At 71.0% G+C, this 14,744-nt stretch carries 14 protein-coding genes; 12 read left to right on the forward strand and 2 right to left on the reverse strand.

Annotated elements, in window-relative coordinates; genetic code table 11:
* Positions 1-251 precede the first annotated feature (251 nt).
* Positions 252-1,391 (reverse strand): glutamate--cysteine ligase, encoded by a 1,140-nt coding sequence (locus ACNQOV_RS05525; protein ID WP_416393803.1) that lies wholly within the window; start codon positions 1,389-1,391, stop codon positions 252-254.
* 118 nt (positions 1,392-1,509) lie between these two features.
* Here ACNQOV_RS05525 and aroA point away from each other — a divergent pair, with 118 nt between their 5' ends.
* From aroA to trmD, 8 genes are all read left to right on the forward strand, one after another.
* Positions 1,510-4,671, forward strand: coding sequence for a 3-phosphoshikimate 1-carboxyvinyltransferase (aroA, locus tag ACNQOV_RS05530; RefSeq protein WP_416393705.1), 3,162 nt, complete (start codon positions 1,510-1,512; stop codon positions 4,669-4,671).
* Positions 4,668-5,843: an acyl-CoA dehydrogenase family protein gene (locus tag ACNQOV_RS05535; protein WP_022905826.1), complete on the forward strand. Its 1,176-nt coding sequence runs from the start codon at positions 4,668-4,670 to the stop codon at positions 5,841-5,843. Before aroA ends, ACNQOV_RS05535 begins: the two co-directional genes overlap by 4 nt.
* A gap of 140 nt (positions 5,844-5,983) precedes the next feature.
* Positions 5,984-6,850 carry an SDR family oxidoreductase gene (locus tag ACNQOV_RS05540; protein WP_402263676.1) on the forward strand — a complete coding sequence of 289 codons (867 nt, stop codon included), beginning with the start codon at positions 5,984-5,986 and terminating at the stop codon, positions 6,848-6,850.
* A gap of 4 nt (positions 6,851-6,854) precedes the next feature.
* Positions 6,855-8,987, forward strand: a complete 2,133-nt coding sequence (locus ACNQOV_RS05545; RefSeq protein WP_416393706.1) for an FAD-dependent oxidoreductase — start codon at positions 6,855-6,857, stop codon at positions 8,985-8,987.
* Positions 8,988-9,154: 167 nt separating this feature from the next.
* Positions 9,155-9,568, forward strand: a complete 414-nt coding sequence (rpsP, locus tag ACNQOV_RS05550; RefSeq protein ID WP_022905823.1) for a 30S ribosomal protein S16 — start codon at positions 9,155-9,157, stop codon at positions 9,566-9,568.
* 4 nt (positions 9,569-9,572) lie between these two features.
* Positions 9,573-9,809, forward strand: coding sequence for an RNA-binding protein (locus tag ACNQOV_RS05555; RefSeq protein WP_022905822.1), 237 nt, complete (start codon positions 9,573-9,575; stop codon positions 9,807-9,809).
* Positions 9,810-9,828: 19 nt separating this feature from the next.
* On the forward strand, positions 9,829-10,374 hold the full coding sequence (gene rimM / locus ACNQOV_RS05560; protein ID WP_416393708.1) for a ribosome maturation factor RimM: 546 nt from the start codon (positions 9,829-9,831) through the stop codon (positions 10,372-10,374).
* A gap of 5 nt (positions 10,375-10,379) precedes the next feature.
* Positions 10,380-11,072, forward strand: a complete 693-nt coding sequence (trmD, locus tag ACNQOV_RS05565) for a tRNA (guanosine(37)-N1)-methyltransferase TrmD (protein ID WP_022905820.1) — start codon at positions 10,380-10,382, stop codon at positions 11,070-11,072.
* Between the two features lie 248 nt (positions 11,073-11,320).
* On the opposite strand, the gene map is transcribed toward trmD, so the two are convergent.
* Positions 11,321-12,112 (reverse strand): type I methionyl aminopeptidase, encoded by a 792-nt coding sequence (gene map / locus ACNQOV_RS05570; protein WP_416393709.1) that lies wholly within the window; start codon positions 12,110-12,112, stop codon positions 11,321-11,323.
* A 166-nt stretch (positions 12,113-12,278) separates the two neighbouring features.
* Here map and rplS point away from each other — a divergent pair, with 166 nt between their 5' ends.
* The 4 genes from rplS to ACNQOV_RS05590 all read left to right on the forward strand — a co-directional run bounded on the left by rplS (position 12,279) and on the right by ACNQOV_RS05590 (position 14,670).
* The gene (gene rplS, locus ACNQOV_RS05575) at positions 12,279-12,635 is read left to right on the forward strand and encodes a 50S ribosomal protein L19 (protein ID WP_022905818.1); all 357 of its coding nucleotides are present in this window, start codon (positions 12,279-12,281) and stop codon (positions 12,633-12,635) included.
* A 165-nt stretch (positions 12,636-12,800) separates the two neighbouring features.
* Positions 12,801-13,547 carry a signal peptidase I gene (lepB, locus tag ACNQOV_RS05580; protein WP_402263664.1) on the forward strand — a complete coding sequence of 249 codons (747 nt, stop codon included), beginning with the start codon at positions 12,801-12,803 and terminating at the stop codon, positions 13,545-13,547.
* Positions 13,544-14,251, forward strand: a complete 708-nt coding sequence (locus tag ACNQOV_RS05585; protein ID WP_416393710.1) for a ribonuclease HII — start codon at positions 13,544-13,546, stop codon at positions 14,249-14,251. The genes lepB and ACNQOV_RS05585 overlap by 4 nt, the downstream gene beginning before the upstream one ends.
* A gap of 95 nt (positions 14,252-14,346) precedes the next feature.
* A complete protein-coding gene (locus ACNQOV_RS05590; RefSeq protein ID WP_031261428.1) occupies positions 14,347-14,670 on the forward strand; it encodes a DUF2469 family protein in 324 nt (107 codons plus the stop codon).
* Positions 14,671-14,744: the final 74 nt, after the last annotated feature.

Below are 14,744 nucleotides of genomic sequence, written 5' to 3' on the forward strand. Positions count from 1 at the left end.
GGGGGGGGGGGGCGGGCCGCGCCGGGGGTGTCCGCGGGGGGGGGTCGTGGTGGGCGGGGGGGGGGCGCCCCCCGGCGCGGCCCGGGGGGGGGGGGGCGGGGGGCCCCCGCGCCTCCTGTCCGTCCGTGCGCACGTCGCGACGTTCCTTCCCAGAACCGCCGCGATGGAGAGCGGAATCGGGCGTACCCGGTCGGGAGGAACGACCAGGGACGCCCGAAACGGCCAGGCACGCCCGGCACGGACGGTGACGGTCAGAGCGAGTCGCGCAGCTCGGTGACCAGGTGCCGGACGACGGCGCGGAGGTCGCCGCCGTTCTCCTGCGCCACCTGCAGCTGTCGCTGGTACGAGGCGCCGGCCGCGATCATCGTGTCGAGGTGGTGCAGCTCCTCGAGGCAGCCGAGGCGCTCCGCCACCGGGTGGAGCCGCTCGACGAGGTCGTGCACCTCGTCGGTCACGAGCCGCTCGTCACCGGCGGCGTTCGTGATGATCTCGGCCTCCATGCCGTAGCGCGCCGCGCGCCACTTGTTCTCACGGATGAACCAGGGCTGCATGGTCGGCAGCGTCTCGCCGGCGTCGAGCCGGTCCGACATGGCGGTGACGAGGCACTGCACGAGCGCGGTCACCGCCCCGACCTCGTGCAGGGTCGAGATGCCGTCGGAGACGCGGTTCTCGAGCGTGCCCCAGCCGGGCGACGGGCGGATGTCCCAGCGGAGGTCCTTGACCCCGTCGATGACACCGGTGCGGGTGAGGTCGTCGACGACCTCCTCGAAGTTCGCCCACGCGCCGAGCGCCGGCGGCAGCCCACCGGTCGGCAGCTGCTGGAACATGAGTGCCCGGTTCGACGCGTAGCCGGTGTCGGTGCCAGCCCAGAACGGGCTCGAGGCGGTGAACGCCTGCAGGTGCGGCACGTACGCGAGCATCGCACCGAGGATCGGCAGGGCCTTGTCGCGGTCGTCGATGCCGACGTGCACGTGCACGCCCCAGATGAGCATCTGGCGCCCCCACCAGCGCGTGCGGTCGATGAGGGTCGTGTAGTGCTCGCTGTCCGGAGTGATCTCCTGCTGGTCCCACACGGCGAAGGGGTGCGTCCCAGCGCACATGACCTGCGCGTCGAGCGGTTCGGCGGCGTCGATGACCTCGCCGATGATCCCGGACAGCTCGTCCGTGGCCCCGCGCACCCGGGAGTGCACGCCCGTGACGACCTCGACCGTGTTCGTCAGGAGCTCCTCGGTCACCCGGTCGTGGTCACCGAGCCGCTCCTGCACCGCCCGGATGACGGCGGGGGCACGCGGGGTGAGGTCGCCGGTGTCCCGGTCGACCAGGGGGAGCTCCCACTCGACGCCGATGGTCGACGGGCGGGACTCGGTGAAGCGGATGTCCATGCTGTACATCCTGCCCGGCTCCTTGTCGGACACGCACAACGATGGACGGTCCCGATCGTGCGGATCCGATTCACAGTGGTTCCACACCGGGCGTACCGTAGTAACGCTCAACAGGGAAGAGGTAGGCATGCAGCTGGTCGTGCGCGGGACGAACGCACCACTCGTCGGAGAACTCGACATCCCGGTCTCGAAGTACCACGCGCACCGAGCGCTGGTCCTCGCATCGCTCGCGAAGGGGACGAGCATCGTCTCCGGCATCAGCGCGACCCGACAGGTCGAGTGGACCGTGGGCACGCTGCGTGCCCTCGGCGTCGACGTGAGGCGTCGTGGGGACGAGTACCACGTCACGGGCCTCGGCGGCCGGTACGCGGCCACCGACGTCGTCGACCACGGCTCGCGGGGCGCCGACGGCATCCTCAACATGGGCTCGTCCGGCACCACCCTCTACTTCATGACCGGGCTCGCGTCCCTGGCGGACAAGCCGATGACGCTCGCCGGGATGAAGTACTTCCAGCGTCGGCCGATCAAGGCCCTGCTCACCTCGCTCACCCAGATGGGCATCGAGCTCGAGGCCACGAACGACTGCCCGCCGGTCACCGTCCAGCCGAAGCGTCCGCGGGGCGGCGACGTCCAGATCGCCGGCACCCTGTCGCAGTGGATCTCCGGGCTGCTCCTCGTCGCCCCCTTCGCCGAGCAGGAGACCCGCATCCACATCACCGGCGGACGGCTCAACGAGCAGCCCTACGTCGAGCTGACCGTGCGCATGATGCGCCAGTTCGGCCTGCGCGTCGAGGTCTCGGACGACTGGCTCGAGTACCGGATCCCGGCGAACCAGCAGGCCACCCCGCACGACTACGTGATCCCGCCGGACATCGGCTCGGCCGCGTTCGGCATCGCCGCTGCCGGCACCCGTGCGTCGAACGTGCTGCTCCGCGGCATGACGGCGTTCACCACCGCCGAGACCGACCACCCGGAGAGCGAGTTCCTCGACCTCGCGACGGCGATGGGCGTCCCGATGCGGATCGACGAGGAGACCGGGTTCGTCCGCATCGAGCACGACGGGTCCCCCCTCCGCCCTCTCGACATCGACTGCCAGCCGATCCCGGACCTGCTCCCGGTCCTGTCGACCATGGCGACCTTCGCCGAGGGCACGACCCGGCTCTGGAACGTGGCGCACATCCGGTTGAAGGAGTCCGACCGCGTCGCCGCGATGCTCCAGCTCAACCGCCTGGGCGGCCGCGCCGAGCAGGGCGCCGACGAGCTGCGCGTCACGGGGGTCCGACCGGGTGACCTGCAGGGGTCGCCGATGTCCTCGTTCAACGACCACCGCGTCCTCATGTCCCTCGCCGTCGCCGCGTCCGGGGCCGAGGGCACGTCCTCGCTCACCTACCCGCGCGCCTACCGGATCTCGTACCCGACCTTCCTCGAGGCGATGAACGCCGTCGGCCTCGACATGGAGGTCGGCGACGGCGCCGCGGCCCGGATCGCCCGCGACGACCGCATCCACGCGGCCGAGGCCGCAGCCGAGCGCACCGACCTCGGCGAGGAGCACGAGACCGTGTCGAACCCACTGCCCGAGCTCACCGGCGTCGACGCCGACCCGCTCGTCCTCAGCGAGAAGGTCCGGGCGCTCGCCGAGACGGACCCGGACGGCCTCGCCGTGATCGAGGTCGGCGGCCCCGAGCCGGTGAACACGACGTGGCGCGAGCTGCAGGACGAGGCCGACAAGGTGTCCGCGCTGCTCCTCGAACTCGGCGTCCGCCGAGGCGAGTCCGTCGCGATGCAGCTGCCGAACTGGCGCGAGTTCGTCTCGATCACCCTCGGTGCGATCCAGATCGGTGCCGTCGCGACCCCGATCATGCCAGTCTTCGGTCCCCGCGAGACGACGATGACGCTCGCCCGGTCCCGCGCCCGCGTCGTGTTCCTGCCGAACCTGTTCCGCAAGCGTCGTCCGGCGCTCGAGCTCCTCGACGTCATCGACGAGGCGCGGGCGCAGAAGCGACGGCTGTCGGTCGAACACGTGGTCGTGCTCCGCTCCGAGGCACGCGGTCAGGGGGACACCCCGACGAACCAGCCCCCGCTGCCCACGGACGCCATGGAGCGTGTGGCTGCGAGCGAGTGGAACTGGCGGTACTTCGACACGGCGCTCGAGTCCGTGCAGGTGGACGTCGAACAGATCCGATCGCACGCGCCCGGCCCGGACGACGTCTGCCAGCTCCTCTTCACCTCCGGCACGACCGGTGAGCCGAAGGGCGTGCAGCACCCGCACCGCACGCTCGGCCTGGCGACAGCGATGCACGTCGCCCAGTCCGGTCTGACGAGCGCGGACCGGATCTACATCCCGTCGCCGCTCGCGCACCAGACCGGCTTCCTGTACGGCATGCTCCTGGCCTTCCGGCTCGGCGCGCCCCAGGTCATCCAGCCCGTGTGGGACGGCACCGTCGCGCTCGAGCAGGCGTTCGGCGCCGCGAAGGCCACCTTCGTGCAGTGCGCGACGCCGTTCCTCACCGACCTGGTCGACCTCGTCGAGGCCGGTGCCGCCCAGCCCGAGTCGCTGCGGATCTTCGTGCCGACCGGTGCCGCGGTGCCCCGGGCCCTTGCCCAGCGCGCCGCGACCGTGCTCGGCACGGCGATCCTCGGCGCGTTCGGCACGAGCGAGACGTGCCTCGGGGCGCTGTCCAGCCCGACCGACGACCCGGCGGACGCCTACGGCCACGACGGACGCGCACTGCCCGGGATCCGGATCCGGATCGTCGACGACGAGGGGCACGAGCTGCCCGCCGACACCGAGGGCAACTTCGAGCTGCACTCGCCGACGATGTTCGACGGGTACCTCGACCGCCAGGACCTCACGGACGACGTCTTCACCGAGGACGGCTGGTACCGCACCGGCGACCTCGCCACGGTCGACGCCAAGGGATTCCTGTCCATCACCGGCCGCGTGAAGGACGTCATCAACCGCGGTGGCGAGAAGATCCCGGTGGTCGAGATCGAGAACCTGCTCTACCAGCACCCGCTGGTGACCGACGTGGCGATCGTCGCCATGCCGGACGCGCGGCTCGGCGAGCGTGCGTGCGCGTTCGTCGTGCCGGCCGCCGGCGCCGAGCGGCTCGACTTCGCGTCGATGCAGCAGGCACTCGACACCGCCGGCGTGAGCAAGTACTACTGGCCCGAGCGGCTCGAGTACCTCGCCGAACTGCCCCGCAACGCGGTCGGCAAGGTCCAGAAGAACGTCCTGCGGGAGCAGGCTGCCGCACTCGTCGCGACGAAGGAGAACGAGACACGATGACCATCACCGCCACCGACCAGACGCTGGACGAGACGACGTTCCAGCAGCTCAAGGCCGAGGTCACCGAGTGGGTCCGCGGCCGCGGTGAGGAGTGGGCCGAGGAGATCGAGCGCACCGGCCAGGTCGCGCCCGAGCTGTTCCAGGAGCTCAAGGACAAGGGGTGGCTGTCGCTCGCCGCCCCGGCCGAGCTCGGCGGACAGGGCATCCCGTTCTCGCGCTACCTCGAGATCATGGAGATCGTCTCGCGGTCGCACGCGTCGATCCGCATGCTCGTCCACGTCATCAACGGCACCTGGCGCGCCATGGCGCCGTACGCGACGCCGGAGCAGCTCGACGAGGTCGTGAAGCCGAGCGTCGCCGGCGACGAGCTCGTCGCGTTCACGCTCACCGAGGCCACCGCCGGGACCGGCGCGGACATCCGAACGACCGTCCGCCGCGAGGGCGACACCTACGTGATGAACGGCGAGAAGCACCTCATCACCTTCGGCGTGAAGGCCGACTACTGGCTCATCGCCGCGCGTCTCGAGGGCACCACCGGCCAGGACGGCACCGTCGCGTTCCTCATGCCGAACTCCGGCCTGCCGGGCGCCGAGGTGATCGACGACTCGGACACCATGGGCATCCGCGGCACCGACCACGCGATCCTCCGGTTCACCGAGACCCCGATACCGGCCTCCGCCCGCCTGGGCGAGGAGGGCCAGGGCCTCGAGGTCGCGCTCGGCGGCTTCCTGCTGCCGAGCCGCGTGTCCGTCGCGATGAGCGCCGTCGGCCTCGCCGAGCGGGCGAACGAGCTCGCCGTCGAGTACGCGAACAAGCGCGAGACGTTCGGCAAGAAGCTCGCCAGCCGCCAGGCGATCCAGTTCTACCTCGCCGAGAACTACGCCGACATCGCCGCCGCCCGCGCCCTCGTCCTCGAGGCCGCGCGCGCCTACGAGGAGGGCCGTCCGGACGCCGGCACGCTGTCGAGCGCCTCGAAGATGGTCGCCGTCGACATGCTCGCCCGCGTCACCGACAAGGCCCTGCAGGTGCACGGCGGCCAGGGCTACTGGAAGCGCAACGCGATCGAGCGCGTCTACCGCGACGCTCGCGCTCAGCGCTTCGAGGAGGGCACCAACGAGATCCAGAAGCTGGTCGTCGGCCGCGCCGTCGTGACCGGCCAGGCCGGGTTCTGATCCGCAACCACTCCACAGCCCGGAGGCGCGGGGGGGGGGCCCCCCCCGCGGGGGGTCCCCCCCCCCCCCCCCCCCCCCGGGGGGGGGGGGGGGGGCCCCCCCCCCCCCCCCCCCCCGGCCCTGACAACGCAAGGAACACATTGGCTGCAACCACTGCTCCCATCGCCCTCATCACGGGTGCCTCTCGCGGCATCGGCCGCCTGCTCGCGCAGAAGCTCGGCCAGCGCGGCGTCACCGTCGTGGTGACGTACAAGGGCAACGCCGACCTCGCCGAGGAGTCGCTCGCCGACGTCAAGGCCGCCGGCGGCGACGGGATCACGGCGCAGGTCGACATCGAGCAGCCCGAGTCGATCGACGCGCTGTTCGACCTGGTGCGCGACACCTACGGACGCCTCGACATGTTCGTCGCGAACGCCGCCGCGAGTGCCTTCAAGCCGGTCAACCAGCTCAAGCTGCACCACCTCGACCGCAGCTACGCGACGAACGCCCGCTCGTTCGTCCTCGGTGCGCAGCGCGCCGCCGAGCTCATGGACCGGGGCGGCCGGATCGTCGTCGTCACGTCCTACGGCTCGCTCCGCGCCTTCCCGACCTACGCCGCACTCGGTGCCGCGAAGGCGATGACCGAGGCGTACACGAAGTACATGGCCGTCGAGTTCGGTCCCCGGCAGATCACCGTCAACGCGGTCAACGGCGGGCTGATCGACACCGACTCGCTCGACTACTTCTACAACTCGGTGCCGGGCATGGCACCGATGCAGAGCGTGCTCGAGAAGCTCCCGCTGCAGCGTCCCGGCACCGCCGACGACATGGCCGACGCGGTCGACTTCCTGCTCTCCGACAAGGCGTCGTACATCACGGGGCAGACCCTGTCGGTGGACGGCGGACTGACCGTCATCGCGCCGCCGTACTGGGCGGACACCACCTCGCCGCTCCGCGACGCGGTCCTGCCGCCGGCCGACGCGGCGTCCGACGCTGCTGCCGACTCGGCGTCCGACACGGCAGAGTAGGCGCATGAGCACTGTCGCCATGCCCGACCTCGCCGTCGTCTCCTCGCCGTGGACGCTCGGCCCCCTGACCCTCCCGAACCGGGTGGTCATGGGGTCGATGCACACCGGGCTCGAGGTGCACGACGACGGCGGGGCCGGCATGGCGGCGTTCTACCGCGAACGCGCCGAGGGCGGTGCCGCGTGCATCATCACCGGCGGGATCGCGGTCAACGACGAGGCACGGGGCGGGCCGGACTTCGCCGTGTTCGGCGTCGGGGGAGCGGACGAGCGGTTCCGCACGGCGGTCGACGCCGTGCACGACTCCGGGTCGGTGATCCTCGCGCAGCTCTTCCACGCCGGCCGGTACGCACTCGCGTCGGGCATGGTCGACCGTCACGGTGCGCCGCAGCGGGTGGTCGCGCCGTCGGCCCTGCCGTGGGCGGCCGCCCGGGGCGTGGTGCCCGTCGAGCTGACCGTCGCCGAGATCGAACGGACGATCGAGGACTTCGCCGCCGCTGCCCGGTCGGCGCGCGACATCGGCTTCGACGGCGTCGAGATCATGGCGTCCGAGGGCTACCTCATCAACCAGTTCCAGTCGCCGCTGACGAACCTGCGCGACGACGAGTGGGGCGGGGACGCCGTCCGCCGTCGGCGCTTCACCGTCGCGGTCGTCGAGGCCGTCCGCCGGGCGGTGCCGGATCTCGCCGTGACGATCCGGCTCTCCGGCGCCGACCTCATGCCCGGCTCGTCCACCGACGACGAGGTGGACGCGCTCGTGCACGAGCTGCTGCCGCTCGGCCTCGACGGGATCTCGGTCGGCATCGGCTGGCACGAGTCCCGGACGCCGACCGTGCAGGCCGCGGTGCCGCACGGCGCGTGGCTCGCGTACGCCGCCCGCATCGCCGGCGTCGTCCGGGCGTCGGCGTACCCGGACGTCAAGGTCATCGCGTCGAACCGGATGACCGACCTGCGCGACGGCGAGGCCGTGCTGGCCGACGGGCTCCTCGACGCGGTCGCCCTCGCACGCCCGTTCCTCGCCGACCCCGCGATCGTGAACCGGTCGCTCGACGGCGCCTTCGACCTCGTCAACACCTGCATCGGCTGCAACCAGGCGTGCCTCGACCGGTCGATCATCGGTCAGCCGGTGTCGTGCCTGGTCAACCCGCGCGCTGCCCGCGAGGTCGCCTTCCCCGCCCGGCCGACGACCGACCCGAAGCGCGTCGACGTCGTCGGCGGTGGTCCGGCCGGGCTCGCCGCCGCGGTCGACGCGGCGCGCCGGGGCCACACCGTGACCCTCTGGGAGGCGTCCGACCGGTTGGGCGGACAGTTCGACCTCGCCGCGCTCGTCCCGGGGAAAGAGGACTACGCGGCAACCGTCCGCGCCGCGCGTGCGGAGCTCGAGGCCCGCGGCGCGACGATCCACCTCGGTCGGGCCGCGACGGCCGCCGACCTCACCACGAGCGACGCCGTCGTGCTCGCGCCGGGGGTCGTGCCGCGCACCATCGACGTCCCCGGTGCCGACCTGCCGCACGTCCGGTCCTACGAGCGGGCGCTCCGCGAGGGCGTCCCGGCGGGCACCGTCGCGATCATCGGCGGCGGAGGGATCGGCGTCGACACCGCGGCCTTCCTGGTCGAATCGCCCGACGAGGCCCGTCGCGCGAGCGAGTTCGGCGCCCGCTGGGACCTCGACGTGGCCGACACCGTCGTGGGCGACGTGCCGCAACGGCTCCCCGCGGCGACCCGCACGCTCCGACCCGGCAGCGACGTCACGGTGCTCCGCCGTTCCGGGAAGTTCGGCCAGGGGATCGGCATCACCTCGCGCTGGGTGGCGATCGGACGGCTCCGGGACGCCGGCGTGCACCTCGTCGGCGGCGTGCAGGAGTACCTGCGCATCGAGCGCGGCGTGCTCTGGATCCGTGACGAGCACGGCGAGGAGCGGGGGATCCCCGCGGACACCGTGGTGGTCTGTGCCGGGCAGGAGCGCGCGCTCGGGACGGGAGTCGAGGCGGGCGCGGGGCCGTCCGACGCACTCGAGCCGCGCCTCCGGGCAGCCGGTGTGCCGTACGCCGTCGTGGGCGGCGCACGCGACGCGCGGAGCGTCGATGCGGTGCGTGCGACCTCCGAAGCGCTCGAGGCGGTTCGGCGACTCGCACCCTGACGGCGCGTCCCGACTCGCTTCTCGCTCGGAAACCTGCAAGAATGAACGGTCGAATCGTGTCCGCTCGACCCTCTATCCAGCGGATCACGGTCTCATCGAGCTTCCACCGTGTGTGCCCCCACGCCCGCGGTCCGGTTCAACCACAACAACACGCAACAGGAGCATTTGTGGCTGTCAAGATCCGTCTCAAGCGTCTCGGTAAGATCCGGGCGCCGTACTACCGCATCGTCGTCGCCGACTCGCGCACCAAGCGCGACGGTCGCGTCATCGAGGAGATCGGTCAGTACCACCCGACCGAGGAGCCCTCGGTCATCAAGATCGAGTCCGAGCGTGCGCTCTACTGGCTCGGCGTCGGCGCGCAGCCGACCGAGCAGGTCGCGGCCCTCCTCAAGCTGACCGGCGACTGGGCCAAGTTCAAGGGCGAGAAGGACACCGAGTCCAAGGTCAAGGTCGCCGAGCCGAAGCAGGCCTTCCAGGTCGACTCCTCCAAGAAGGCCGTCCTCAAGCCGAAGTCGGAGAAGACGGCCCCCGCCGCCAAGGCCGACGAGGCCGAGACCGCCGACGAGACGACCGAGGCGTAATTCCTTGCTCGAATCCGCGCTGACGCACCTCGTCAAGGGGATCGTCGATCACCCTGACGACGTGCGCGTCGCCAGTTCCACCTCCGCGCGGGGCGAGGTCCTCGAGGTGCGTGTGCACCCCGAGGACCTCGGCCGCGTGATCGGCCGCGCCGGACGGACCGCAAAGGCGCTGCGCACCCTCGTCACGGCTCTCGCCGACGGCAAGCGGGTGCGTGTCGACGTGGTCGACACCGATTCCTAGGGAGACGACCCAGCTCCGGGTGGGTCGCATCACGAAGGCGCACGGGCTCAAGGGCGGCATCAAGCTCGAGCTCTACACCGACGACCCGGATCGTCGGTTCACGCCAGGAGCCGTGTTCACGCTCCAGGTCCCGGACGACTCGCCCTGGGCCGGCAAGACCATCGCGCTCGACGAGCTCCGCTGGTACAACGGCCACCCGGTCGCCTTCTTCGAGGGCATCGGGGACCGCACCGCCGCCGAGACCCTCGCGCGGGCGATCCTCTGGGTCGAACAGGACGCCGACGCCGAGACCGGCGAGGACAACGCGTGGTACGACCACCAGCTGGTCGGGCTGACGGTCCTCCGCGACGGCGTCGAGGTCGGCACCGTCGCACGGGTCGACCACCTGCCGGCGCAGGACCTCCTCGCCATCGATACCCCGTCGCGGGGCGAGGTCCTCGTGCCGTTCGTGTCGGCGATCGTGCCCGCGGTGGACATCGCCGCCGGCACCGTCACCGTGACGCCGCCGACCGGGCTGTTCGAGGATCCCGAGGACACGTCCCGCCCCGAGACCGTGACGGACTAGCGCGCATGCGCATCGACATCGTCACGATCTTCCCGGAGTTCTTCTCCGTGCTGGACGTCTCGCTGCTGGGCAAGGCCCGCTCCGGCGGTCTGCTCGACCTGCACGTGCACGACCTCCGCTCGTGGACGACCGACCGGCACCGCACCGTCGACGACACCCCGTACGGCGGGGGAGCGGGCATGGTCATGAAGCCCGAGCCCTGGGCGCAGGCGCTCGAGTCGATCCTGCGGCCGGACGGGTCGTCGACCCTCGTCGTGCCGACACCGGCCGGGACCCCGTTCACCCAGTCCATCGCGCGGTCGCTCGCGTCGACGTCGGACCACCTCGTGTTCGCCTGCGGGCGGTACGAGGGCATCGACGCCCGCGTGTTCGAGTGGGCCGCGTCGCGGTGCACCGTCGTCGAGCTCTCGCTGGGCGACTACGTGCTGAACGGCGGCGAGGTCGCGGCGATGGCGATGATCGAGGCCGTCGGGCGGCTCGTCCCCGGCGTCGTCGGCAACCCCGAGTCCCTCGTCGAGGAGTCGCACGAGGACGGGCTGCTCGAGTACCCGTCCTACACGAAGCCGGCGCTCTGGCGAGACCTGGCCGTGCCGGACGTGCTGCTCAGCGGACACCACGGCCGCGTCGCCGACTGGCGGCACGAGCAGCAGGTCGAGCGGACGCGGCGCGTCCGGCCGGACCTGCTGCCGGACGCGTAGCCCGGACCGTCCCGTTCCGGGCGTCCGCGCGGTCGCGTTGTCGCGCGCCGTCCCGGACCTTCGAGCTTGTCCGTGCTGTCCCGGACCGTCGCGCTCTTGCGCGCTGTCCCGGACGTTCGGGCTGCGCGACACCACACGCGCCGTCGAGCGCGTGAGCTGTCGCTGAGCCCGTGACGTCAGGGGGAGGACCCGGCTCCGCACCGCGGGTCTGGAGGCGCGGTGCGGGCCCGCACCGCGCCTCCAGACCGTCAGACGGTCGCGTCGGTGCGCTGGGCGCGACGAAGCGTGAGGACCTCCGGACCGGAGTCGGTCACCGCGACGGTGTGCTCGACGTGCGCGGCGCGGGAGCCGTCGACGCTCTTGAGCGTCCAGCCGTCGTCGTCCTGGTAGAGCTCCGCGGTGCTCTGCATGAGCCACGGCTCGATCGCCACGACCAGCCCCCGCTGGAGCTTCAGGCCGCGCCCGGGCCGTCCGTCGTTCGGGACGTGCGGGTCGCCGTGCATCGTCCGGCCGACGCCGTGGCCGCCGAACTGCAGGTTCACGTCGTAGCCGGCGTCCTTCGCGACGCGACCGATCGCGTACGACACGTCCCCGAGCTTGTTGCCCGTGCGGAACTGGGCGATGCCCGCGACGAGCGCACGCTCGACCGTGTCGATCAGCCGCTGGTCGTCCTCGCGCGGGGTGCCGACCTGCACCGTGACGGCCGAGTCGGCGACCCAGCCGTCGACGCTCGCGGCGAAGTCGAGGCTCACGAGGTCGCCGTCGACGAGCACGCGGTCGGACGGCAGGCCGTGCAGCGCCGCGTCGTTGACCGAGGTGCACAGGTTCTTGCCGAACGGCGACTTCCCGAACGACGGGTGGTAGTCGACGTAGCAGCTCACCGCCCCACGGTCGGCGATCATCCGTGCGGCCACCCGGTCGAGGTCGAGCAGGTTCACGCCGACGTCGACGGTGTCGAGGAGTTCGTCGAGGACGTCGGCCACGAACCGACCGGCGGCGCGCAGGCCGTCCAGCTCGGCGGGGGTGCGGAGTTCGATCATGCGACCATCCTCGCGCGTTTTGCGGACGTGGGTTGCTGTGGCAAGATGGGTAGCCGTGCCCTGGCTGGACTCTGCCACGGGGGAGTCGCCGACACCGGGCACACACCTTCACTTACCGAATTCGATCCGCGGCGACCCGTGTGCGTCCGCAGAGAGTGACCCAATCATGAGCCAGCTCCTCGACCACGTCGACGCAGCGTCGCTGCGCACCGACGTCCCGGACTTCCGCCCCGGCGACACCATCAAGGTGCACGTCAACATCATCGAAGGCACGCGCTCGCGTGTCCAGGTGTTCCAGGGTGTCGTCATCGGACGCCAGGGTCACGGCCTCGGCGAGACCTTCAAGGTCCGCAAGGTGAGCTTCCAGGTCGGCGTCGAGCGCTGGTTCCCGGTGCACTCGCCGATCATCGACCACATCGAGATCGTCACCAAGGGTGACGTCCGTCGCGCGAAGCTCTACTACCTCCGCGAACTCCGCGGCAAGGCTGCCCGTCGCAAGATCAAGGAGAAGCGCGACTCCTGATCGCCTTCACAGTGAGCGTCCGCGAGCCGGACGCCGCTGTCGGCCCCTCGTCCATGTACGGTTGTGCATCGACGGGGGGCTTTCCCTTTCCGTGGGCGCACGTCGTCCCGGTCTCGCGGACGCGTGTCGTCCACGGTGGGATCCTGTGGTTGAACGAGAGCGGAAATGACGGACACGACTGACGAAACCGGGCGCCGACCCCGTGTCGAGAAGAAGCGGAACGGTGTCCTCACCTTCCTCCGCGACCTCGTCATCATCTTCATCGCGGCGCTGCTCGTCTCGTTCCTCGTCAAGACGTTCCTGATCCGGTCGTTCTACATCCCGTCGGCGTCGATGGAGAACACCCTGCAGATCAACGACCGGGTGATCGTCAACGAACTCGTCCCCGACGTGGTCTCCCTGAAGCGTGGCGACGTGGTCGTCTTCAAGGACCCGGGCGGTTGGCTCACCGGTTCCGAGGTGCCGAGCGTGACGCCGACCACGCAGCCCGCGAAGGCCGTCGACTGGCTCCTCACCCAGATCGGGCTGGGGACCGGTGACAGCGACGACCACCTCATCAAACGCGTCATCGGACTCCCCGGCGACAAGGTCTCCTGCTGCAACGACCTCGGTCAGATGTCGGTGAACGGCGTCCCCATCAAGGAGCCCTACCTCAAGCTGCCGACGGGGGAGACCCGCGCCTCGGGGACCGACTTCTCGGTGACCGTGCCGAAGGGCACCATCTGGGTGATGGGCGACAACCGCTACGACTCCAAGGACTCGCGGTACAACGGCGACACCCCGTCGAAGGGGTTCGTGCCGCTGTCCGACGTGACCGGACGGGCCTTCGTGATCTCGTGGCCGTCGAGCCGCTGGACCTGGCTCGACGACTACCCCGAGGTGTTCGCCGGCGTGGAGGAGCGGGACAAGTGACCGCCGTCCGGCCGTCGCTGCGGGTGGAGAAGAAGCTCCTCGCCGATGGACGCGTGACGGTCATCGGGATGGACGAGGTCGGTCGTGGTGCGATCGCCGGACCCGTCGCCGTCGGTGTCGCCGCCGTGACGGTGGACATCGGTCGTGTGCCCCAGGGGCTCGCCGACTCGAAGCTGCTCACCGCGGCTCGTCGCGAGGCGCTCGACCCCGTCGTCCGCCGATGGACCCGCACCGCGGTGGGGATGGCGTCCGCGTCGGTGGTCGACGAGCAGGGCATCGTCCCCGCGCTCGGACAGGCCGGGGCGTCGGCGATCGGTGCCCTCGTCGCCGACGGGCTCTCGCTCGACGGCGCCGTCGTCGTCCTCGACGGCTCGTTCGACTGGCTCACTCGTGCGGTGCCGGCGACGCTCCGGCTGCCGTCCGACCCGCTCGAGGTCGTGGTGCGGGTCAAGGCGGACCGGGACTGCGCGTCGGTCGCCGCGGCGTCGATCGTCGCGAAGGTCGCCCGGGACGCGCTCATGACGGCGGCGCACGACGAGGCGCCGCACTACGCGTGGGCGTCGAACAAGGGGTACGGGTCGACCGCGCACTACGACGCGATCCGCGCGGTGGGGGCGCACGCACTGCACCGGAAGAGCTGGCTGCACCAGGCGTCGAGCGTGGCGTTGGACGGGTTCGCGGAGTTGGACGCGCTCGCGGGCTGAGCGGCGCGGTGCCTCCGTGGCTGCGGCTCGGTCGCGTGACGCGACCTGGTCGCGGTGTGTCGCCGGTGCTCCCGTCGCCGTAGACTGTGGGCGCGATGGATGACGACGAATTCGACGACTACGACCGCGAGGTCGAACTTGCCCTGTACCGCGAGTACCGCGACGTCGTGTCGCAGTTCCGGTACGTGGTCGAGACCGAGCGGCGTTTCTACCTGGCCAACGAGGTGGAACTCTCCCGCCGGGACACCGAGCACGATTTCTACTTCGAATTGACGATGAACGACGTCTGGGTCTGGGACGTCTACCGTTCCGACCGGTTCGTGAAGTCCGTGCGTGTCCTGACGTTCAAGGACGTCAACGTCGAGGAACTCACTTCCCGTGAACTCGAGCTGCCGAAAGAACTCGCGCTCGACGAGTGATCTTCAGTTCTTCGCAGGAAATGCGAGAATCTGAGAATCGCCGAGACAATTGTGCCGGCGTGCATTTCTCCCGC

The organism is Curtobacterium sp. LFS084 (assembly GCF_047977705.1).
GTDB lineage: Bacteria > Actinomycetota > Actinomycetes > Actinomycetales > Microbacteriaceae > Curtobacterium.